The sequence below is a fragment of the Rubripirellula reticaptiva genome (assembly GCF_007860175.1).
GTDB classification, from domain to species: Bacteria; Planctomycetota; Planctomycetia; order Pirellulales; family Pirellulaceae; genus Rubripirellula; species Rubripirellula reticaptiva.
Genome location: NZ_SJPX01000004.1, coordinates 276,341 through 302,882, shown reverse-complemented (window position 1 = coordinate 302,882; position 26,542 = coordinate 276,341). Strand labels below are relative to the sequence as shown.

Annotated in this window: 4 protein-coding genes; 3 read left to right on the top strand and 1 reads right to left on the bottom strand. The window is 53.9% G+C overall.

What is annotated here, in order from left to right:
- Positions 1-13 precede the first annotated feature (13 nt).
- Complete coding sequence (locus tag Poly59_RS18045; RefSeq protein WP_146535522.1) at positions 14-1,204, bottom strand: sialidase family protein; 1,191 nt, start codon at positions 1,202-1,204, stop codon at positions 14-16.
- A gap of 369 nt (positions 1,205-1,573) precedes the next feature.
- Here Poly59_RS18045 and Poly59_RS18040 point away from each other — a divergent pair, with 369 nt between their 5' ends.
- From Poly59_RS18040 to Poly59_RS18030, 3 genes are all read left to right on the top strand, one after another.
- Complete coding sequence (locus tag Poly59_RS18040; RefSeq protein ID WP_146535521.1) at positions 1,574-2,269, top strand: GntR family transcriptional regulator; 696 nt, start codon at positions 1,574-1,576, stop codon at positions 2,267-2,269.
- 165 nt (positions 2,270-2,434) lie between these two features.
- Positions 2,435-3,373, top strand: a complete 939-nt coding sequence (locus tag Poly59_RS18035) for a hypothetical protein (RefSeq protein ID WP_146535520.1) — start codon at positions 2,435-2,437, stop codon at positions 3,371-3,373.
- A gap of 901 nt (positions 3,374-4,274) precedes the next feature.
- Positions 4,275-26,507, top strand: a complete 22,233-nt coding sequence (locus tag Poly59_RS18030; protein ID WP_186776362.1) for a PKD domain-containing protein — start codon at positions 4,275-4,277, stop codon at positions 26,505-26,507.
- Positions 26,508-26,542 lie beyond the last annotated feature (35 nt).

Below are 26,542 nucleotides of genomic sequence, written 5' to 3'. Positions count from 1 at the left end.
CTGGGAGAAAGCGTTATTGCAACTCGCTGAATGGAATCGCAACCAGAATCACTTCCCGATTAGCCGCTTCGTAAAAACAAAGCAGACTCTTTTGATCTGATGCGACTTGCAGAGTCGAATAGGCAAAGGGCCCCGAAATGATCTCCACGATCTGCCACGACTGGCCGTTATCCCTCGAAACCACAATCTGGCCGTTTTCGCGACCCGAGTTCGATGGAAACGAAGCCCACAAATCCCATGTGCCGCCATCTTTAACAGGGCCTTTGATCAACGCCCCCATACAGGCTACTGATGGCAAGCCTTGGTCGATGTTCACCGGTCCCCATGTCTCGCCACTATCATGACTGATCGCTTTCTTGCGGAACGTCACGCCCTCATGATTGCGACTGACCAAAACGATATCGCCATTGGCGGCTTCAGCGACCTGACATTCGTTTGGAAATCCCTCACCACTTTCATCTTCCAATGGCTCGGTTCGCTTCCATGTTTCTCCGTTATCATCGCTATAAGCAGCGACAACTTGCCACGAAAGCTTTCCATCCTTTGCTGGCGGCAACGCTCCCCAAAGCCCCGTAATCACTCGCCCCTTATGCGGTCCCTTCGACAATTGGACCATCGCTCCCGGAGTGTTCGCGTTTACAAACTGCGAAGGCTTAACTTGCCGGCTGATGTCAACGGGCTTGCTCCACGTCAAACCGTCATCATCACTATGACAAAGAAAAGTCAGGACGTTCACCGCCGGGTCGTCGTAACCAAGTTCAGCCTGCTTGATCCAACCTGCGTTTCTAGCGTGCCGACCGTAAGGAAAACGCGCGAACATCAATAAGATGCGGCCACTGTCAAGCTGCACCGTCAACGGATCGTTGATCGAATTCATGCCGTTTTCATACGCAACGATCTCATCACTCCACGAATTGCCGTTGTCCGTGCTGCGTTTCAGAACAATGTCATTCTGAGCATGATCGTGAAAACCGAGTCGCCGTTCCGCGAACGCGAGAATGCTTCCCTTGCTTGTGACCAACAACGACGGAATTCGATACCCGTACGCCTTCGCATCTTTCGCATGACCTTCTCGAGGAACACCGACCGGGATGTCTCGCATCTGAAAAACCGTTTGCGAAAAAGCGGGTTCATCAGCCAAGCCATTGGTGCAGCAACAAACCACGCAGGCGACCGCGACCGCGAGAAGAAAAAAGCACTTCATTCGTTAGGATCCTGAGATTCTTGCAGCACAGGCTTCTAACCTGTGAACTTCTGGCTTGGAATTGCCAGCGAATATTTTAGGAGCTGGACGAGGCAACAAGTCTCGGGCCACAGGACTCGTTGCCTCGTCCACTACCATTTCAACACTTAAACGTCTCGCCGTTCGTGAATGACCTGACTGCGCTGCAGGCAGACAAACTGCCTGCCTTGCGGAACATGTGGAGATGCGGCCGCCGAAAACGTAGATTTTTGGGTAGACCACTAACGCACGACAAACCACGGCAGCCTGGCGGCCCACAATAACGCATGTTATCCTGCGTTATAACATACGAATGACGAAGCTCCGTCGCAAGCCTTTAGCCAACAAAGTATGGAACAAACACTCGCCGAACGATCGTACGATTACATCCGCGAAAAGCTCAAGCGCGGCGAACTACCGCCGGGAAAGCGTTTAGTCAATCGCGTGCTGGCCAGCGAGATCGGTGTGAGCGTGATACCGGTTCGTGAAGCGATTCACCGCTTGGCCAGCGAAGGGTTCATCGACCATGTTCCGGGCAGCGGCGCATTCGTCCGCAAGACCGACCCACAAGACATCGACGACCTGTATGTTTTGCGAGATGCGTTAGAGAGCTGCGCCGCTGGCGAAGCGGCTCGGTACATCACAGAGCACCAGCTTGATGAACTGAATGCCATCTTGAGCGAGGCCGAAAAGATCGCCGCACAAATTTCGAAGAGGCCAAAGCAACACGCAACCAAAACGCAAATGAACGCTTGGCTAGATACAGAACAACGCTTCCACCAACTAGTGTTTGAAGCAGCCCGAAACCAACTTCTCGCCAAAGTGTCGCGGGAACATCGCGCCATCGGCCAGATTTTCGACGCGCAGCGCGACGACCCTCAGCTACTGACATCCGACGTCGCGACGTCAACCGTATCAGGTAAACGCGACCTGATCGACGCGTTTCAGAAACGCGATCACCAACAAGCTCGCGAATTGATGAGCCAACAAATCCAGCGTGGCCGCAAAGAGGTCCTCAGACACCTCAGGACTGTAGCAAATCGATAGCAGATAAGCTTGACGCGATCGCGGCATACAAAAGTTCCGATCTTCTAAACGAACTGCGCCCCGCTGCCAAACGGATCGAGCCTAGCTTGATGGTGAGCAGGGCTACAAAGTTGGATTGCCGCTATATTGCAAAGCCACGGCCATTTCCCAAGAAATGAGACCCCAATGCTAAACGAACTCAACCAGCGGCTTGCGACTACGAAAGCAAACTACCGCCGAAAGGGTAAACTGGACTCGCAGTTGCGTGCAGCGCAACACGCGCTTGACGACGCGAAAAGACAGCAAGCAAATCTCAAAAATATCCTTGCCAAAGAACAGGCTGATGTTGATGCCCTAGAAGGACTCAGCCTGACGGCACTCTTTCACGCAGTGCTTGGCAGCAAAGAGCAGAAGCTTCAAAAGGAGCGTCAGGAACTTGTCGCTGCAAAGCTCAAGCACGACCAAGTCATCGATACCGTTGAAACCCTCAACGAGAGTGTGCACCGATTGCAAGATGCGCTCTCGCGAATCAAGAACGCTGATACCGAGTACGAAGCCGCACTTGCCGAAAAGGCTGATTACCTTGCTGCGAACGGTAGCGACGTTGGCAACAAGCTATTCGAGGTCACCCAGCAAATCGCTGATCTAACCGCTGATCAAAAAGAACTCGACGAAGCCAACGGCGCCGGTCACTCCGCGCTTCGAGCGATCGAGGAAATCCGAACCACACTTGCCTCGGCGGCAAGCTGGGGCACGCTTGATCTGTTCGGTGGCGGCATGCTTACCACGATGGCGAAGCACTCAAAAATTGACTCAGCCAAAAATCAAGCAAGAACGGCACAGCGGAAACTACTGCAATTTGAAGAAGAACTCGCCGACGCGGATCAACGGCTGCAGATTTCACTACAGATTGATGGATTTTCGAAGTTTGCAGACTACTTCTTTGATGGACTGATTTCCGATTGGATCGTGCAATCAAAAATTGAGAAAGCTAGAACCGAATGCTCCAAGACAATTTCTCAGGTCACCACAGCAATTCGTCAGTGCGACAGTCGTTTAAAACAGGTCGAATCGGAGATTGAAACATTGACTCAACGCAAGAGAGAATTGATCGAAACGGCATAGTCGTCCCTAGCGGTCCGCCGGTCCGTTCTGTGATGACAACAGCGACGCGATCAATATCAGACCCCCGATGGGGAGGAACCGCGGAAGCGACTGCTGGTGATGGCACTCAACAAGATTCGCGACACTGCCAACCGTTACAGTGCGCTCAAACGCGATGTTGACGGATTTGGCCAGGATCAATCTTGAACGTTTCTTCAATGACGGAACCGCATCGTTCGCAGCCCAGCATTTCGAAGCTTATCCGGATGCGTTCCGCGACGATCCCTTTTCATGGTTGTGATCTTGGATGAGCCCCCTGGTGGGACACTTCCCTATCCGACTCCCGCGCAGGAACGCGCCTCTGAACTTCGAAGGCCTGTTCACCAAAAGACGCAAACAGCTTGAGCCACCGAACAGTCACGCGGCTCTTCGCAGTGCCTTCGAGACCCACGTCGGGCTTGGTGCGGGCCTTACTCAGTTGGTCGACAATGAAACGGGTTAGCGAGTGGCTAGTCGTGCGGCGTGACTGCACACAATGAAAAACTGCCTCGCTTGAATCAATTCGCCAAGACACCTTCCCATCAAGCCCCCTTCCCCTGGGGACTTTCCGTGTACAGTTGCGCACCCAAAATTCCTGCTGTGTGATCGCATCGACGCCAAAACAAATCTTTTCGGTTTCGTTGATTGACGACGTTGCAGTTCAATTTTCGGTTAAACGCCAAAGAAGGCCCCCTTAAATACACATCCAAATTTTATTCGTCCTGCGACGACGGGCGTGGCCAAGACTAGAGTGGCCACTCGCATGCCCCGCCTAAGACAACGCAATATTGAGACTTCATTGAACCTGCCCAAACGTTTGCGTGTTAAGAATCTAAAATCCCGCCAAAGCCGCTCATCTCTTCGGCAGTCCATAAGACTGAGCATGGAAACCCTGGAGTCACGGCGTTTGCTCGCCGTGACTCCCCTGAGTTATTCGGAAGCCGGTGCTATTCGAAATACCGTTGCTTCCATTGACGGCTTTGCGTCTCGATTGCAAGACTTCGGTGCTTTCAAGACCCAACTGCCATTGGTAGATACCAGCATCGGTGACCTGGTCAACATCGATGCGGCCTTCGGCGAGTCCTTTGCGACGCCGATTGAAACTTATCTGGCACCAACGACAGCGAACCCGACGGTCGAAGGACTTCAGGCGGCTGTCAATCAAGCCATCGCCGATCTGCCGCAACTTTCCGGCACCGTCACCGTTGTCGATACGCCGGGCTCGCTGTTGAGCTTTACCATCGATGCGACCTACGGCCGAAGCGTCGACATCAACTACGACCTGGCAGATGCGATCTCACAAAACGAGAACTTGCGTGATCTGATCACGATCGACGGTGCCCTAACCGCAAAGTTAAACTTCGCGATCGACTTTAACATCACGATCGGGATTGATCGAACCAAGCCGACTGCCGCCGACGGAGCATTCATTTCGTTTGATGACGATCTAGCGCAAAACAAAATCAGCGCATCGATCGACTTAGGGACTCCGTCACCGATTCAAGCCAGCGTTGGATTCTTAGGTGTAACTCTCGAAGATTCGACAGCCAGTTTAGCGCTCAGTGTTTCTTTCGACACCGTCGCACAGCGAGTCAGTCTAGCGCAGCTTTCGGCAGATGACCTCACGACGGTCGTCGACGTAACGCCGACCCCTGGGCAAAACAGCTTTAGCCTGCATCTGCCAATCAGAACGAACCTCTCTGGTCTCGAATTATTCACAGCAGGTATCGATTTCGACGAACCAGACTTGTTCGACACAGCTACTCCGCCGGAGATCCAAATCAACACGGAAGAGCTGTCCGAGTTTCGGACCGTTTCCGCAAATGGATTCTTCAACGCTCTGCAGCAACTTCAAAATACCTTTGGCAGCATCAATACGTTTGACGCCGAGATTCCGTTCACGGGCGGCAAGACGCTGAGCGATGTGCTCAGCATCGGCGATGCATTCGGAGCCGAGATCATTGATGCTTCGGCAGACGCAACCAGCCAAGATCAACTCGTCGCGGCTTTCAAGAACGCGCAAGAGTTCGCTGCGAAAGTTGCCGAGCGAACAACCTATGTCCCTAAGACCGCGACTTCGCCAGCCGAGATCCTGTTCGACGTTTCGTTCGACCATTTATTCAACGCGGCCACCTTTCCCATCGAGTTCGGTGCCGGCATTGGCGAGCTAAACATTCAAGCCGATTCATCACTCAGGGTCGACGCAGAACTTGCCGCTGCGTTAGAGATCGGCATCAAGCTGGAACAACCTGGCGCCAGCTTTGGTTTTGGCGATGCCACTTTGCTTTCAACACTTAACGGTGGCGAAGAATTGCAAACCGAAACCGGAAATGACTTGCGTGTCACGCTGCGCAACGGCACAGCGACAGACCTGGACTTTGACAACTACGCAACCGTTGGCGATTTAAAAACCGCATTGGCGGGTGCTGGGTTAGTCGTCACATTCGATACTCAACAAAACCTGATCGATGGCGGGACCTTCAATCAAGGCTTGATCATCGTCGATACCACAACGAGTTCTGCCGGCAGCAAACTCAAGTTCGAGATGCTCAACGGCTCGCTCGCCGGTCCAACACTGGGGCTATTCGGAACAGGCAACGAAGGGATCTTTCTGAACGCCGACGGCACACCCGATGAAGTGACACACGGTTTGCGAACCGGTCCGCTGCACGGACAGAGCCTTGCCAATGAAGTGTTCGTGCGTCCCAAGACCGGCGTACCGATGTTCTCGGCCACGGCATCGTTGAGCTCGAACATCGACGGAGCAGCACAACTTGGCTTCGTCGAAATCGCGATCGCCGATGGTACAGCCCTTGGCTCACTCAAGGCCGAGTTCACGCCGGCCTATCCGTCGACAACGGCTACGGACGGTCGCATCGACGGCACGGAAGTGGTGGAACTCGCTAGCGCGGCGAAGCTACGACTGCAGGCTCAGAAGCCTATTAAGTTTGGCGAAGCGTACTCTGGCGACTTGCTAATTGAAATCACCAAAGCGGATGGCACCACATCCGATCTAACGGTTGGTTTTGATATTGCCGCCAGTTCGACACTGGATGATCTCGCTGCGGTGCTAGTTGGATTGAATGGTCAATTGATCGTTCAAGGCGCGACGAATCCCGACGCAAATCTAGTGCGAGTTGTTTCAAGCGGCGGCAAGCTCAATTTCTTTCTAACCGACGGTGTTGGTCGCTTCGTGACCATCAAGCCGGCAACCCCAGGTGATGCAGCATCCGTCACCAAGCTTGGTATCAAAGAAGACCTCACCGGATACATCGCCACACCGAAGATCAGCGGATCCGCGCACTTTGAACTTCCATTTTCGGTTGATCTGAACTTGGGCTCGTTTTCCTTGCCAGCTCTTTCACGCGTGCTTTCGTTCGACGTCCCTGATCTGACGGTTAGTGATTTTTCGTTGCCAGAGAACTTCAATCTCGACGACCTAGGACTCGGCGATACCGGCGACTACCTAAAGCGATTGAAGTCACTCAACAGCGAAACGATCATCGAAACGCTTAAGAATGCGCTCGACTTGCTGCAGAACTCAATCGCCGAATCACCGTTGTTCGACCAGCAACTACCGATGCTAAACGTCAACATTTCCGAAGTGCTCGACTTTACCGACACGTTTGCGGAAATCATCTCGAACATGAACGGCACGACGGCCAGTGGTCTTGGCCAGTTGGACGAAGTGTTCGAAGACATCTTTGGCGTGGCAGAGAGCAATGGTGGCGGTGCGACGTATCCGAACTTTGCCGTTTCGATTCTTCCTCAGCTCAACAGCGGGTTGGTATTCGATGGCGTTCAGCTCGACTCGCTCAGCAACTTCCCATCTGGCGGCAAAGATTTCAGCGGCCAGCACTACACGAACCTGGTCACTTACCTGGGCGCCTTACAAGCCGACAACACGGCGTTCGGCTTGTCGCTCGACGAGACTGGTAATGAACTTGCGCTGCGGATCGATTTACCGTTCGATATTGGGACGGATTTTGGCGTGCAGAACCAGGTTGATCCGCTTGGCTTCCAAGTTCCGATCAGCATCGATTTAGCGGACTTAGGGATAAGTGGCCTGTCGAGCTTTGTTGATGCGCGTGGAGATGCGTTGGTCAGTGCTTATGCGCTCGGACAAGTCAAACTTTCGGTCGGAATCGAACTGCCAGAGTACGGAACACCGAAACCATTTCTTTACGATGGCGTGACCAATGGAACGTCACTGGGCGTCCTTGTGCGAGCAGCCGCATCGCCATTCGACTTTGACGTATCGTTGGGCCCCATCGGTGCCTCGCTAACCAGCGGAAACTTTGCGTTCAACGGAACAGTGACCGCCGACCCACAGAACAACCAGTACGCAAACTTCAGCGTCGGAATCACCGACGACAACAATGACGGACGGCACTTCTTTGACGAGATCGTCACGACGGCTCAGAACGGCTTGGACTTAAGCGACTTTGAATTCGCCGGTGACTTGAGTTCGTCGCTAACTGCGCAGCTGGGTTTTTCGGGCTTGCCAATCGGACCGTATTCGTTCGAAGCGTCGGTCAGCGACACCGATCTAACGGACCTCTCGATTGACAACTTCAGTTTGCAGATCGACGGTCGTGATCCCGCGACGGTGATTCAAGATGTGAAAGACGTTTTGGCGGGCGACTTCAATATTCTGGCGCTCGTCGGCGGTTGGGATGGTGCATTCGATTTGCTGATCAATGCGATGGAAGGCGAAGTCTTTGGAGTTGAGCTGCCGTTCGTCGGCGACAAGCTGAAAGACCAAGCGAACTTCCTGCGAGACATCAAAGACAGCGTCTCGGCTAACTTCTCTGACAACGCTTCGAATCAGGAAAGTGGTACTTTCTCGAATCTTTATGACGATGTACGCCAAGATTTGCTCGACGCGGTTGGCCCGAACGGCATCAACCTGTTGAAAGACTTGACCGGTGACAACCAGGTCACGATCGACGACATCGTGATCCAACAGCTAAACCCCGGCATCGGCTTCCAAATTCTATTAGGCAACGATCTCGGCCAACTCGACTTGCCAATTGATTTTGACCTGGGCATCCCGGGTTTGAATCTCGACGTCGATGCGAATGTCACCGGTACGCTGGGCTTTGAACTGGGCATGAGCTTCGGTGTGGACCTTGATCACGGATTCTTTATCGACACAGGCGAAAGTTTCCTAGAAGTCTTCGTTGACGTCGGCGTTCCAGGACTTTCGGCCAGCGGCGAACTTGGATTTTTGCGATTGGATGCCGACTTGTGGCGTGATTCGCAAGGAAATCTCGCCAAGCCAGCGGCTCTGATCGGCGACGAACAACCGCTCAACTCACAATTCAACATCACGAGCATGGCAGGCGGCAGTACCGCCAACTTCGATGTCCGCGTTGTCCAGAAGACGGCCCAAGACAACAACGACTTTGTCTATGACTTAAGCCGACGTGCGTTGACGCTAAAAGTGTCGGGTGCAACAACAGCACAAAATGTTGTTACGTTAATTAATACGAACGCGATGCTTAACACTCTGTTCACTGCTGCACTTGAACAGGGAAGCAACGGCAGCGGTCTTGTCGCCAGCGGCCAACGCGCCGTCGGTGTGGCCAATAGTTTTGCTGGCCGCTTTACTGTCGACATTCTCGATCCCGGGCAGGACGACGGATTGCTGACGTTGGGAGAAATCCTGACAGTCAATTCGTACAAAGATGTACTTAAAATCGATGCCACAGCTAACGCATCGCTCGATCTTCATTTGCTCGCCAGCTTCGGCGGCTCGAATTCGTTCCCAAGTTTGCAAACCGACCTGGCGATTGACTGGCAATACATGCTGGGCGAGTCGCTGCAGTTGCCGAACGTCGAGTTTACGGATATCAGTCTCGATCTGGGTGCATTTTTCAGCGGTTTTGCTGGCACCGTGCTCGAAGAAGTGGACAACATCCTGGAACCCGTCCGCCCGATCATCGATTTCTTGAGTCAGCCGGTGCCGATCGTTAGTGATCTGGCGGGCGGCAGCATCACGATGCTCGACTTGCTCAAACTGCAAGGCGGATCAGTTGCCAAAGCGGCGGCGTTCATTCAGTCGGTGGCGGACTTCGATAAGATTCTGCAAAGCATCCCCGACTTCGGCAGTGGCAAGCTGCTGAACATGGGCGGCGCAATCTTTGATCCCGTCACGCGGACCTTCTCCCCAACCGGAACTGCAGCAGAAGTTGCCAACGCGCTGAGAACTCTGGCGCCGGCCTCGGGAAATTTCGATCCCGATAACTTTGTGAAGTCGGTGCAAGCTCTTGAAGACGAGCCCGACAACAAGATCAAACTCGGCTTCCCAATCCTCGATCCATCGAATTTGATGGGACTGCTCAGCGGCAACGTTGCCAATCTATTCACACTCGAATTCCCGACCCTGGAACTCGACGCGAGCATCAAGAAATTCTTCCCACTGCCTGTGTTCCCCATCGTCGGTGTGCAGTTGGCCGGAGCAGTTGGTGCGCGGATCGATTTCGCGTTTGGCTTTGATACGTTTGGAATTCAACAGTTCCAACAGACCGGAGACTTTGAAGACGTTTTCAACGGCTTCTATGTTTCTGATCGCGAAAACGCGGATGGTACCGGAGCCGATATCGACGAAGTCATCTTGTCAGCATCCATCACCGCAGCGGCTTCGCTCAACGCGGGCTTCATCCAAGCATCCGTGGGTGGCGGATTGTTCGCGAATATCGATTTCAACCTGCATGACAATAACGACGACGGTAAAGTCCGCTTAGTTGAACTGCTTGATAACACGCTCCTAGGCACCAAAGACGGCTTCGGCCCAGTTCATATTTTCGATATCGATGGCAAGCTAGACGCAGGTCTGTTCGCCGATCTTACAATTGGCATCGGCCCGTTTTCGTATACGGAAGAATTTGATCTAGCGCGAATCACTCTGTTCGAATTCAACTTCCCGCGACCGACGGGCGAAGGCCTGCAATTGGCCCAGTTTATCGGCGGGACGAATACCGAGGCGACCAACGACGGAGATGCTGCGCATGGCACCACGTTGCGATTGAACATTGGTGCGAACTCCGCCGACCGCAGCAGCCTGCTGTTCAATACCGACGAAGCGGATGAGTACAAGTTGTATCCCGGCCCCCAACCGGGCAGCGTGATCATCGAAGCGTTTGGCCGATCGCAAGTCTACACCGGCATTACGAAGATCGTCGGCAACGCCGGTTTGGGTGACGACAAGATCATCGTCAGCAAGGACATCACCATTCCGGTTGAACTATCAGGTGGCGTTGGCAATGACACGTTGATTGGTGGTTCAGGCAACGACATCTTGCGCGGCGACGAAGGCAACGATGACCTGCGTGGTGGACTCGGCGATGACACCATCGAAGGTGGCGCAGGACTCGACTCCTTAATGGGAGAGGCGGGCGATGACCAACTATTCGGCGGTGCAGAAAACGACCAACTCTTCGGTGGCGAAGGCAACGACTACATCAATGCTGGCGATGGCAACGATACCGTTCATGCAGGCGGCGGCGATGACGTGGTCTACGCGGGTATCGGTTTCGACAGTATCTATGGCGAAGGTGGCGATGACGAGATCCATGGCGAAGCCGACGGTGACTTGATCGAAGGCGGAGCGGGCGGCGATAAGATCTATGGCGACGAAGGTGACGATCGCATCTTTGGCAACGACGGTAACGACGAGATCTACGGTGGAATCGGCAATGATGTCATCCGTGGCGGCGAAGGCAATGACACGCTGCACGGTGAAGAGGGCGACGACCAACTGTTCGGTGAAAACAGCCGCGATGTGATCTATGGCGGACAGGGTGATGACTTGCTCGAAGGCGGACTCGCATCCGACGAATTGTATGGTGGGCTGGGTAACGACAAACTGTACTTCAACGTCAGCGATATATCGCAAGGCGACGAAGCCAGCCATGTGCTGGTCGGTGGCGGTGGCGATGACTTGATTTACGCTTCGCCGCTCGCTTTTGACAACACGATCGATGGTGATGGCGTCAACGACGAACTCGGCTCGGTCAACAATACGCTAGACGGCAATGACACCATCTACGGCGGTGACGGCAAAGACGTCATTCAAGGTGGTGGCGGCAACGATGTGATCACTAGCTTCGGCGGTAACGACCTTATCGATGCGGGCAGTGGCAATGACAAGGTTTACGCCGGAGCCGGCAACGACTTTGTGATCGGCGGATTTGGCGACGATCAGCTGTTTGGTCAAGACGGCGAGGATGTGCTGTGGGGCGGATTCGCAACGCTCACCGACTTGACGAAGTTCGATTTCTTGAACACCGCCAATTTCGAACGGCCTTTGTATTACTCTACGACGGAAGCGGCTTATCCGACCGGCTATGTTCCGGCGAAAAACGTAACTCCTGTGTTCGTAGCAAAGCTTTCGATTGCAGGCGTCGAAGGTGACGGACGCGATACGCTTGATGGCGGCAACGATAGTGACTTGCTGTTTGGCGGTGCGGATGCGGACGTGATTCTTGGCGGCGCTGGTGCGGACTACATTGACGCAGGCGCTGGCGATGACATCAATGTCGATGGACAAGACGGCGATGACGTGATTCGCGGTGGCGGAAACAACGACGTGTTGCACGGAGGAGCCGGGATTGATCATCTCCTCGGCGACGGTGGGGACGATCAACTTTATGGTGATGCGGGCAATGGTGCAGTCCAGTCGGGCCAGCGTTTGTTTGGCGGCGACGGCAGTGATACGCTCAACGCTTACGCGCCGGATTCTTCGGCCAGCCAACACACGCTCGTTGGCGATCAGTTGTTTGGTGGCAACGACGGCGACACGCTCAATGGCAATATACGCAGTGAGATACTTGTTGGTGGTGCGGGCGATGACCTGCTGAGAGGCGATTATCTATCTGGGCCGAACTATGCCACCAACACATCCGCCGATCAGACCGGAGGGGCCGACAAACTGCTCGGAGATGGCGGCGAAGACAAACTCTTCGGCGGTGGCGGCGATGATGAAATGTGGGGCGGTTCTGACACGGATTACTTAGACGGCCAGAAGGGCAATGACACACAATACGGCGGTAGCGGAAATGACCTGTTCGTTGTATCGGCGATGAACTCTTTGCAAGTCGGTACTGATATCATCGATGGCCATCACGGCAACTTCCTTGGTGATACAACTGCCGACGACGACGCCACCGATGTGTTGATCATCAACGGCTCGCAAAACAACGACGAAATCGGACTGAGCCAAACGATTCCGACGCCCGGGCAGCATCCGCAATTGCGAGTCGATTACAAGTCGGGCGTGGCTGCAAACAGAGTAGTTTTTGTCGACATTCTCGACTCGTCTGGCAACTTGCTGGTTGAACAATTCCAAATCGCGGGACTTGCCGGCAACGATACGATCGGTTTTGCCGGAGTGCATCCGACGCTGCTGCCACTGGTCGCCCCTGCAGCTTCCAAAGTGTTTGACGTTTCGCAAATCGCCGCACGAGGTGATTGGACGAGTACCATCGAAGGCAATAGTGGTAACGATACGATCATCGGTTCCGCCGGTCGTGATCGGGCTGCGGGAGGCCCGGGGAACGATACGATTTTCGGTTTCGCGGGCGACGACCGCTTGTTAGGCGATAACGGTGCCGGTTTTACGACTGACGAAGATCGACTATTCGCTGGCCAAGGCAACGATGATCTGACCGGTGGGCAGGGAACAAACTTCTTGTACGCATGGACGTTTGATCCTGACCAAGGCAGTGAGTTCGGCGTGTTCACGGCTGCTGACGGCAGCCTAGTCGACAACTCCGCAGATGGCACGCTTCAACAGGAGAGCACTGGACTGAACCGCATGCTGGGCAATGAAGGCACCGACAACCTGTACGGCGGAACCATTCTAGATTTCATGTACGGTCGTGGCGGTGCGAATACCCTTTATCGTTCCAACGGCACGAAGTTCGAATCCATGGGCGGTCCGATTCCTGGTGATGAGTGGAAAGAGTACGCCAAAGCGACAGGCCAAGTCTGGTATGTCGGCGGTACCAACGCCAGTGATGAAATTAGCGTCAACTTTGTTACCGAACCCGGCCTGCTCTCCGATCACCATTTGATCACGCGACTGACCGATAACAACGGCAACGTGACGTTTGACGCCCAAGTGCGTTTGGACTTTGCGGCAACCGACGCTGACGGCAATCCAATTTGGACGCCGAACGATTTGCTTGCCGACTATGCGGCGATGCGCGAACTCACGGGCAATGAAACGCTGACGGATCTGCAAAAGTTGGATGTCAAGCGACTTGAAAGCAACTTGGTCAACCATCTGTTACCGCCCGAGGGCGATTTCCAAGCGATCATTATCGATGCACTAGCGGGTAACGACACCATCATCGTTGGACCAACCGTGCAGAAGTCGGTGTGGATCGATGCCGGTGACGGCGATGATCAAGTTACGATTCGCGGCGGTAATGCGATCCTGGCCGACAAAGCAGAATCGGGCACAACGAATGGTTTGATCGGTCGCAATGACATCGCACCGCTTGCGTATCCGCTCAGCGTCCCGGCCGGTGGCGTGCAGTTCGACGGCTTGACCATCGATCACGCAGGTGATGTCGATTGGTTCAAATTCACGGTGCCTGCAACGACGGGTACTGTCACGGTAAAGACCGCTTCGCCAATCGATGACCTTACGGTGCAACTCTTCGAAATTGAGCGACAAACTAATCCTGATGTGTCAGCATGGGCAGAGCAAACTCGCCTGCAATCGGTAACGTTGGATCTTGCCGCTTTGGGACTGAGCGTTGGTACAGAGTATTTGCTCAAGATCAACACGAACTTGACGCCGACGATTTACGGTATCGAGTTCGATCTAGGCGGAATGTTGCCAGTCGTTGATTTGGCGACGCGCAGCGATGCGATTCGCCGTGACATCATCATCGGTGGTCGAGGCGATGACATTCTGCTCGGCGGACCAGGCAAAGATTGGATTCTGGGCGGCGATGGCAACGATGTGATCAGCGGTGGACTGGATCGCGGCGCTGGGGATTTGCTGCTCGGCGGTGAGGGCGACGATACGTTCCAAATCATTCCTGATCAGCTACCGCTGTTGGGGAATCAGCCGAACACGGTGTTTGACCCAGCCTCAAAGACCTATCTGCCGACGATGAACGACGAAATCGATGGCGGCAGCGGTACAGACCGCATGTTGTACGTGGGCGGTAATCTCGATCGCCGTGGCTTCGAAGTGCCCGATTTTGCGGCCTTGCGTTACAACACCGGCTTCCATCGCTACGAATTCACCAGTCTCGTATGGGACATTGGCCAGCAAAAGTTCTTGCATGATTACGTAGATGCCAACGGCAACGGCCAGCAAGATGCCAGCGAACCGGACCTGGCCACGTTCAAGCGTGACTATTTGTTCTATCAGACGAACAACGTCGAGAACACGCAAATCGAATTGCAGGCTGGCGACGATACCTTCCATGCGGATCCAAGTTACGTCTTCCCCGAAACGCTGGAAGAATGGGGCATCAAGCTTGGCAACTATCAACAAGGTGCCACCGAAGCAGGACTGAATATCAGCGGTGGTCCAGGTACCGATCAACTATTCGGCGGAGCCCTCAGTGACAAGATTAGTGGTGGTCCCGGCGATGATCTTATCATGGGTTCGCAGGGCAACGACGAGCTTCTTGGTGGCGGCGGCAACGATCAGATCTTTGGTTTGAAGGATACTTCGGCCATTCCGCTAACGCCGCGCCTACCGGGGCAAGTGATTGCCCATACTTCCTTCGGATTCTCGGAAGAATACCGTTACGAGTTGGTTGCGCCCTACTTTACATTGCCCGAGGCGGGACGCCCCGGTGTTTACCTAAACAGCGAAGAATACAAATCCGGTCCGATCGTCCACTTTACCTTCGATTCTCCCGCCGATCTTGGCCGAAATGTCGGTCGACAGGGTATTGCTGCTCAGCTGGTGGATGTCACCTATGCGAGCGGTGGAATCAATGCCGGTGCAGCCGCATTTTCGGCACCGACATCCAAAGTAAACGTTCAGCCGAACCTCGAATCCACTTGGACGGCATCGGCCTGGTTCCAGAATCTCAAGAGCAGTGGTCCACAACACTCAATCTTCAAGACGTTGTTGTATCCGACCGATGGGTTCATCTACGACCTGTCGATCGCAATCGAGGAAAACACGTCAAACCTGGGGATCTACATTGTGCGAGAGGGAACCTCCGCCTTTACTTTCTACGACAGCGGGTTTGATGTTTCGCCGAGTGAATGGGCAGATCAGTGGCACCAGTTGACGGTGGTAGCGAATACCGATGGTGCGACATTCTATCTTGATGGACAAAGCGTTGGGCAAGCAGTTATCCCAGCGGCGCTGCTCGATGCAGGCCAGCAGTTCAATGAGGTGAACAATCAGTTTTCGAGTGAGCTGGACGAATTCTATCTGTTCAACGAATCGTTTACACCAGAGCAAGTTGCCGAGCACTATGGAACATCGCAACAGACTCAGGCTCAACTCACTTCGCAAGCATTTGGTCTGGAGGGCGTCGACGCGAGCGAGCAGCTTTCTAGCTTGCGAACTGTCGGCGATTTCAATGGCGACGGCTACGATGATTTCATCGCGAGCGGCACAACGACTAGCTATCTTTTGTTCGGACCAGTTGATCTCGATGCCATCGAACAGATTGATCAAGTTGCGGACATCGTCATTGATCACACAGCTCTAGGGAGACCGGCGACAAGTCAAGGTGACATCAACGGCGACGGCATCGGCGATCTAGCGTTTGTGCGCAGCGAAAATGGTACGGCCATCGTCACCGTTGTGCTCGGCGGCAAGACCATGGACGCGGGTACGTCTCTCCTCGCTAAGCCATGGCCGCGAAATTGGAACGAAGCGTTTGTGTCAGGTTTCGTCAATAATGTGGGTACAAGCAGTTTCCGCACGATCAACTTGCAGGGTGCGCATTTATCTGAACGTGTAAACTTGCATCTTTTGGACATGACGGGTGATTCCCGAGATGATGTCGTTATCCTGGGAGAATCCACCGTTGGTGCGGAATCTATAGAACTGGGCTACTACACAATCGGTTACGTCTATTCAGGAGATGAGATCTATAACGTTGCGGCTCCGAATGACAATCGTCAGTTAGGTCTCTATGACCAATTAGCTCTAATCTCTTCGCCTGAATCATCAAATATCCAGGCAACCGTCGTTGGCGACGTGAATGGTGATGGCATCGATGATTTGCTGCTTGGCAATCGTTTGATGCGATACGTTTTGTCACAGACAATCAACCGCGACCTCGTATTCCGACCCAGTCTCGGATTGGCAAACGGAGGGTCCGCAGACCTTAGCTTCGTATTGAATGGGATTGTCGAAAACCTTCAAATAGATTTCGAGAGGTCCAATAACCAACTAGAAACGATAGTCACACAGATCAACCAAAAGCTGTCGCAATCGGCACTGGCGGGTTTAGTCTTTGCAAATATTGACCAGACTAACCCAGCGGACAAACTGCTTCGATTCGGTGTCACTGAAGGGCACAAAACGAAGCTTGTAGTACTAAGTAAAAACGGAAGCGCCCTGGGAATAGGTTATCAAGAACCCCCTTTCGACTATCCAACATTTAATTCGCAATTTGGCGATCAAGGAAACAAATCGATTCCTCGACCTGGAACTGTCACATCGCAACTCTTCTCTCTTAACAATATTGGTTTGGTGACTGACATTGATGTTAGTGTTGCGATTCAACACACTTGGACTTCCGATTTGACTGTAACACTAATCTCACCTGACGGGGAGCGAGTGAGGCTTGTATCTGGGGCCGGCGGGAGTGGCAACAACTTCGGAACCTTCAACCCTGGCGCCGGCATTGCATCGTATGCGAGGTTCGATGACTCTGCGGCGACAGCAGTTTCTGCCGGTTCTGCTCCATTTGCGACTGCGGGAGGGTATCGCCCAGATCAATCCTTGTCGGTACTTAACGGCAAAACGGCTTACGGAATCTGGACGCTTGAAGTCACGGATAGCCTAGGGATTGAAGTTGGCGGGCTACTCGTAAATTGGGGGCTTACCTTCAGAACGAATATCATGGCGGGGGCTCTTAATTTCTCCCTTAACAGCCCTCATATTTTTGGCGTGTCTGAAGAAATAATAAATTCATATCAAACCATCATATCACCGTTTTTGCCAAGTCTTTCCGATGACCTTGAACCAGACGATTACTATCCAGAAAATGATTTCCTGGCGTTGCAAAGCACACCCCGTCCAAAACGTTATGCAATAACCGTCACAACTTTTGGTAATGAGTCGGGAACGCCTTATGCGCTCGGTGACTTGAACGACGACGGTCGCGATGACTTTGCGATCGTCCAAGGTGTTCCAGGACAAAATCTTGGACAGAACAATATCTATTACGGCAACGCCGGTCGAACCGTAAGCGCAACTCCAAACGCCAGCATCGATGGATTTACAGGGGTCCTCACGAGCGGTGACTTTGATGGTGATGGTGCACTGGATCTCGCAGCGACAACAGCTGGAAAAGAATCGAGTTCGGTGTTCGTGTTCCATAACATGGCTGACGTCATCGAATCGAAGAATGCGAACGGTTTCGTTCCCCGTTTTTCTTTACATGAAGCCGACACGATCGTTCCCTACTCGGACGAATTCCAGTCGACGCGAAAGTTGTCGACTGTCGATCTCAACGGCGACGGTATCGACGACATCACGATCAGCAGTTCACTCGCGAAGAGCCAAAGCGGAAATATTCAAGCTGGACAGGTTTACGTCGCGCACGGGGCACTCAAACAGGTCGAACTGCCGACTGCGGGTATCTTTGATATCGAGAATTTTTCGGTTCCAGGCAGTGGTTCGTTCGTTGTAAATCCAGAGACGGGACGCACTGAGGTCTTTTCCAACGCAGGCGAGCCCTTCGAGCTACCGTCCGAAGGTGACGACAAGTGGTTCCGCTTTACGACGCTGGGAGACGGTAAAGCAGGCAACTATATTCGTCTGCTGACGGATGCTGCATCCCCGACGTTTGTCACCGAACAACCTGTGAATTCTCCGCGTCGTCGCGCTCAAGACCTGGACATTGCCCATTGGTCACATGTTTCCAGTGACAACATTGAGCAATCCACCAATATCCCGCACGTGAGCATTCAAGGAACTGGCGACGGTACCTACGACTATTACAAGTTCACAGCGATCGCTGGCAGTCGAGCGATCTTTGATATCGATAACAATAGCTTTGATACAGAGCTGTTCCTGTTCGACGCTAGCGGTAATCAACTAGCTACAGACGACGACGGTCAAGGTCCGGGCGCAGATTCAGGTCAAGGAACCGGGACTGCGTCGTTCATTGATCACACGTTTTCAGCGTCTGGCACCTTCTACATCGGAGTGGCAAAATATGATGCGATTTCCCAGAATGGAGAAATCGTAGCCAATAACGCAACTGGGGGCCCTATTCCCGCCGGGCAAACGTACACGCTACACGTTTCGGTGGACCATCACGAAATTAAGGGGCCAGTCGACTTGATCGACGCAAACGGCGGGATTGTCGCGGCCCATCAATCGGTGTTCGATCTGCGCAATGTTCCAGCCGGCACCTATTACCTGCGCGTGCATGATACAGCGTCCACATTTACCTTTGACATGGACGCTCCTTCTCGTGGACAATTCGCGGGTACTACTACGCTGCCAGATCGCGATTTGATCGATGGTGGAGATGGGGACGATTTGCTGGTCGGCAACAACGATATCGACCGCATCTTCGGTCGTAGCGGAGCGGACAGCATTACCGGTGAGCCTATCGAAATTCGCGATTCCACTCCTGGCGACGTGGTTGTGTTGACCACGCTCGAGGAAAGTATTTCTCAGGATACGCGGCCAGCAGTGGATCCATTGGTCGAAATAGAAAATGCGGCTCTCAATCGTGCGATAGCCAGTGCCCTTGGCAAGCCTGCAACAATTGACGCAAGTGGCATTCCACAGATCTACGGTCCGGTGCGAACAAGTGATCTTGTTTCAATTTCCACACTGGATGCCAGTGGACTTGGCATCCGAACATTGGACGGCTTGGACAAATTGACGAACTTGCAGTCGCTGGATCTTTCCGGTAACTCGGTAGCTAGTCAAAATACAACGTCGTTTGACGGCAAGTACGCAATCGTAGCGCAGAACAGCGAAGTCATTCTCGATTTTGGAGCCAGCAAAACGATCAGTGGGATTGCGATTTACAACGGTTTTGGCAATCGAGATGATGGCACGTACACACTAAGGTATTTATCTTCAACGGGCTTCTTTCTGCCGCTTGGCACTTGGACCGTCAGTGGAACAACCAGCGGGGGCAATGCAGGTGTAGACTCGTTCTGGCTCGTTTTCAACACGCCTATCACTACCAACGAGTTGTCGCTGACCGCGACTTCGTCCGATGGCGGCACGGTAAGCTATCGTGAAATCGAGGTTTTCGAGAACGGTGCGGCGCAGCCCAACATTGGCCCCGTGGCGGGGCACGTGAAGGTTGGATCCGGTAGCCAGCTTTATCTCGCTACTCATCAAACCGAGACCGGATCTGATACTTCGACGAATCCGGAAGTAACCAGTGGAGGTGGTGGTACTTTGGTACCGTACGCGGCTGTGGGCGGAACGTATCCCGTCAATGGATACGGTGCAGCCAATTTGAATAACGGCGACATTGTGCAGGCGAATTTTGCTCAGCTTACGACGCTTAGCAGTTTACGATCTCTCAACCTGAGCGGCAACGAGAACGTGACGGACATTCAGTCACTCGATGGGTTGTCCAAGCTCAAGGATCTCAATCTGCATGGTACGGGAATCGCGAATCCGTTCACGACTCAAATTGTTGAACAAATTGGCCAAAATTCGACGCCTCCGCAGCCGATCGACGATGGACCTTGGAGCCTGCAAGCGAACGCGGCAATACCGACCGCGACCACGATTCCGCATATCACAATTCAGGGAAACTTGAATGGGTTTGGCAGCAAAAGATTCTCGTTTACCGCGTTAGAAGGTTCGCGAGTGATATTCGAAGTACCGCCTCGCGCTTTCATCATGGGGCTCTATCTCATTGACGATACGGGTGCTAGCAGTGCTTCGCATGTTGCAGCTCCAGGGTCAACGGCGCTGATCGATTTCACCATTCCTGCTTCGGGCACGTACGTCATACGGGCGTACAATTTGTCAGCAGGGTCTCCCAGTAATTCACCGTACACACTGTACTCGTCCGTTGAGAATCACAATAGCATTCTGTACGCACCCTCCGACGCGATTGGTAAACTGACCAGTCTCCGCAGCTTGACTCTACCTATATCGGGTCTGTCGCCAGCGAACCAAAATTTGACTTCGCTCGAAGGCAACTTGGTGACACTGACAACGGCCTCCTCAGGTGCCTGGAAGGTATTCGATCCAGCAGGCGCGCCGGTCGCAACGGGAACGGGAACGACGATTACCTTCACGCCAAACGGTACTGGCAAGTACACGGTATCGCACGCGGCAACTGGTGCGTTCCCATTCTTCTCTCAAAACCTGGCACCCGTGATCGCAGGCACACCGCAGACGGTGAACTTGAATGAGGGTGACAGTAAGACGGCGGACGAGTTGCTGGCTGCAGCGGGCCTGACTATTACCGACCCAGGTTTAACTCCACCGACACGACAGGTAACCGTCACCGACGCCAGAGGTGTTGTGACCGATTTGACCACGGGCTCGTTAGCGATGAACAATGATGTCATCGACTTGGATCCAGCCATATTGGATGGGGCTTCTGACGTAACGATCGCGTTTTGGCTACGAACTGCGACGACACGCTTTCAAGCTGTCTTAAGCGCCGCCAATGCACAGGTTCCATCCGGTGACAATGAACTGTTGATTGCAACACAAGGCAATACCGTCAGCTTCTATCACCGAGGCAACATCACCACATTCACATCCGCCACTTCGTTTAGCGACAACCAATGGCACCATTTCGTTATCCTTCGCAATGGCTTAGATACTTCGGTAGCGGTTTACATCGACGGGCTGCAGATTGGCAGCACGCAAGCGATGCCACTTGCACCATTGCAAGTCGCGGCAGGTGGTTTAATCGTAGGCCAAGAGCAAGATAGTGTTGGAGGAGGCTTCGATCCCAACCAGGCACTGGATGGCAAGCTCGACGAGCTAGGGATTTGGCGTCGAGCGTTAACTGCCCAGCAGATCGCCAAGATCCATGCCGAGGGTGTCGTTGGCACCGAAGCCGATCTTTCGGCCTACTACCCACTCAACGAAATGGGTGGGGATATTGCCGTGGATCGCAGTTCCAACGCTCGCAACGGAGTCGTGAGTTCACTCGATGTCGCCACTCCATTCACCTGGTCCACCGACAGTGGCGTAAGTCCGATGGCTTTTGCGGCCATTGACGAAGGCGACTTCACGTTGACCGTTATAGCCCACGATGACCAAAGTGCAGCGGATCGAGCTGAGGCAATGATCCAGGTTGCCAACGTCGCTCCCACACCAGTGATCGTCCAACAGACAACCGGAACGCTCATCGCGGGGCAACCGGTGAAGTATGACGCGCTTTCATCCACCGACCCCGGCGTGAATGACAAGCTATCGTACTTCTGGGAAGTCTCATTCAATAGCGAACCTGCGGGTTTTGTGTCGTCAGAAAGTAACTTCGAGTTCACGCCGATGTTCGCTGGTTCCTACGTTGTTACGTTGACGGCAACGGACTCTTTCGGGGCGGCTACGTCGACGATGTCCACCATCTCAGTCAATCCGTCGATTGCGGTGGTTGCGAACCAATCCGGTGACGAAGGCGACGTGTTCATGTTCGATTCGTCGAGCGTTTCGCAGAAGGCCTTGAACGCGACTCGCACCTATGCTTGGCAAGCCTTCGCTGCCGGCTTGCCCGATATCGCCGGCACGGAATCGACCTTCGCGTTCGCGGCCGCGGACAATGCGACATACTCGGTTGAACTGACGGTAACTGACACCATCGGCGCAACTGCGTTTGCCACTACCCAGATTGTCTCGACCGTCGTTACAAGCAACGTCACGCCGACGATTGCCTTTGGGGCGACGACGTTTGGAACGGAAGGCGTTCAAGTCACGTTGGCACCGGTGATTCACGACGCCGGCTCAGCCGACACGTTGACTTATTCTTGGACAATCGTCGACGAAAATTCGAATCCAGTCTCGTTAACTCCTGCTGCGAATCTGCCAACTGTCAGCTTCATTCCGCAGGACAACGGTACTTACACCGCTACATTGACGGTGACGGATAAAGACGGAGCAGCAACCTCGCCGACGAGTACGCTAATCATCGTTGCGAATCGAGCTCCCGTGGTGACCGCTCCCGCCGATCAGACGATCGACGAAGGCGTGAACAATAACGAAGTCACGATGCAATTCACGGTTAGCGATGTAAGCGCCGACGGTGATTTCAACTACGAGTTGGATTTCGGCGATGGGACGTCTGAAACTTACACATATCCGGGCACCTATGATGTCTACGTGCAGCACAAATATCCAGACAGCGGTGTATATGTTGCAACGCTGAAGGTGACGGATAAAGACGGCGGCGTTGGAACAGATTCAACGAAGATCACCATCGAAAACCTGGCACCGCAAAATGTAACTCTGTCCGGTCCAACGACAGCGAACGAAGACACCACGGTGACATTCACTGGCACGGCGTCTGACATCAATGGGTTGATTATTGGAACGGTAGATCAAGAACCATTGCGTGGCCAAGTCGACTATGGCGATGGAACTGTGTTGCCAATTCGAATGCAGTTGCAACGTCCTCCAATGGCTGGCCCAGACCTCTTTGCGGAAGTCGAGCCGAACAACACGTACGCGACGGGGCAGGATCTGGAGGTTCTCCCTTGGAAAGAGAACAGTCCGATTCCAATCGTTGGTGGTTTCCCGGGCGTTAGCGTCCGCGGGTTGGGCGACGGAACCGACGACTGGTACCGCTTCGTTGCACCGCAATACGGCTTTGACGTTTTCGCTGTTCGCGATGCCAATTTCGATGCGGTGCTAACCATTGTCAATGTTGATACTGGAACGCTATCTACCGGTGACATCTGGGCAAACGAACTGAACTATATCGAACTTTTCGCAAATGCAACCGCTGAGTACGCGATCCTAGTACAACGTTCGGATGGAGCGGGAGGCGCGACGACGTTGCAAGCTGGTGACGAGTACACTCTCGATCTGGCAGTTGAATTCCATCCGCTTGCGATTGCGCAGCTCAACAACTACGCCTTCACCTCCAAACACGTCTACGCTAATCCAGGCACGTACAACGTGACGGTGACGGTTCAAGACGACGACGGTGGCAGCACGACATCGAGTGTGTCAACGATTACGATCGCCGATACAACATCACCAACGGTATCCGCACCGCCTGTTGTGCCGAATCTTCGCAACACGCCGATTGACTCTTTGGTCATCACTTTCAGCGAAGGCATTCAGAACTTTGGCATCAACGACCTTGTGCTTACTCGCAATAGCGGCAGCAATCTATTGCCCGGCGGTGCGACACTCACCGACAATGGTGCAGGCACATGGACTCTCGGCAATCTCGACTTACTGACGTCGAGTGACGGACGTTACGAGCTAGTTTTGAACAGTTCGACGTCCGGAATCACCGATTCAGTCGGACACGCTCTGGCGAACGGTTTGCGACTCACCTGGAGCGTCGACCTGACGGCACCTGCGGTCACCGTGGAATCGCTGACGACGATCAATAGCAGCCCTCGTTTGACGGGTACAGTCAATGATCGAACGGCAAGCATTGCCGTTACGATCGATAGCAACACGTACGCCGCCGAAAACATGCACGATGGCACGTGGCGTCTTCTCACCGACCAGATTGCTCCCCTAGCGGTGGGTGTCTTCAATGTGGATGTCGTGGCGACAGACCCGCTGGGCAACTCACTTGCGGATACGACGAACAACGAACTGGTGGTTATCGATGCCCCGTCCACTTCGCAGTTCGGTACCGAAGTTGTCGTGACATTAGGGTCAGGCGTTTCCCACTCCATCGTGGTTCGACGAAGTGGAGACGACTTGCTGGTGATTGATCAGGCCGGACCTTCCTTGCTGAGCAACACGTTGCTGGCGACCACAAGCTCACTGACCATCTTAGGGTCTAACTTGGACGCTGATGCGATCGTCATCGACTACGCGACGGGCGGCTATTTCCGGTTGGCCGGCGGAATCGATGTGTTCGGCGGCAGCGGTGCGGGTGACTCGTTGACTGTAACAGGGACGGGGAATACTCAGTCGGTCTACTCGATGGATATGGCGCCGCTCGGAAATGCTCGGTTGACGAACTTTGATGTTGGCGGATCGAACACGATTCGATTCAGCGACTATGAAGCATTGACTTTTGACGGCATGCTGACGTTTGCCGCGACGAGCGTGCTAAACATTGGAAGCAACGAATCCTTGACGATTGGTTCAAGCAGCCCCGTGGATATGGGGAGTCTCACGCTCATCAACGGCGGAACACTCGCGTCGACAAGCACAATCGTCTTAGGTGCGGCGGAATCCTTGATCGGCTTCGGCTTAATCGACGGCCCGTTCGCCGGCGAAACAGGATCGTTGATTCAAGCACTTGATTCCCTCACGATTGGGAATGCGTTGTCCCCGATCGGTTTTGCAACGCGAGGCGAACTACAAGTTGGCACCAGTACGGTAACGCTTCTCGATTCCAATCAAGCGGTCTTGGGATCACTCACGACGTTGGGCTCTGGCGGTGTTGCGGGCACATTGATATCCGCCAACGGCGTACTGATTGACACCGGAAATAACTTGACCGGCTTCGGCACGCTCAACACGCCCGATGATATTGCCCTGTTATCAATGATCAACGGCAGCGTCACGGGCAACAGCCTGACCGGGCCGGTCGAACCGATCACGCTTCCCGGTTATTACAAAGGCGTCGGGAACCTGAACAACGTCAGTATCACCGGCACGTACAGTCCAGGTTTCAGCCCCGCGCAAATTATCAGCGGAAGCGTAGACTACGCTTCTGGCGCCGACGTCATTTTAGAAATTGGCGGCACGACGCCCGGTAGCAGTGGCCATGACCAAATCGTTCACACAGGAACTGCCTCGCTTGATGGTGATTTGAAAGTCGAACTGATCAACGGATTCGTGCCCGCACTGGACGACTCGTTCACGATCATGACGTCGACCGAAGGGATTAGCGGCACATTCGCTGTCGAAACGCTGCCAGCTCTATCCGCTGGCCTGGGCTGGGACGTGGTGTATTCCGCAGGCGAAGTTCGCTTGGATGTGATCGGCGTCGACGATACTCCGCCGACGATCACGGAGGTGAAAATCGCTTCGTCGTCGTGGTCGTCCTTCTTCAAGTCATTCGTTGACCCGATCGACGCGGAAGGCTTGTCGCTGCCCGGTGCTGATCAGCTCAAGAATATGACTTGGTCCAAACTGGACACGATCATCGTTGAGTTCAGCGAGGACGTGCAGCAGTTTGGCGGATCGGATATCGACCTCAGCAACCTTTCGCTGGCGGGTCTCAACATCCTCGACTACGAAGCTTCACCGGGTCTGACCGCAATCTATACCGACGGTGGCGGGGCGGGGCCGTTCAAGCTGACCATCCAACTCGACAGCAGTGTGGTGTTCGGCGCTGAAAAATTGCTGCTCACCATTAACGACTCGGTTCAGGACACCAGCGGCAACTTACTCGACGGCGATTGGACTGAATCGATCAGCACGGTGTCGGGAAATACAACTGCCGGAGGCGACTTCACCTTCCGCATCAATGTGCTTCCCGGTGACACGTCGGGCGATGGCTTCTTGCTCGGGGATGACACCGACAACGTTGCAGCAGTGCAGTTCACGTTCGCCGGCGGTGACGGCTACGATCCGTTCACGGACATCAGTGGCGACGGCTTCTTGCTGGGGGACGATACCGACACGGTGGCAGCGGTCCAGTTCAGCTTCTTGCCTTTCGGCAACCCAGTTGCTCCGCCGGAAATTCCCAGCCCAAGTCCGTTGATTGCTTCTGCTGATTCGTTGTCGCTGCTCAGCGAAGAGGAATCCGAAGAAAGTTGGGCCGATTCGGTGGACGCCACCCTAAAAGAATTGTTCTGACTAGGCTGATGCTTCGCGATCGTTGTCTCGACAAT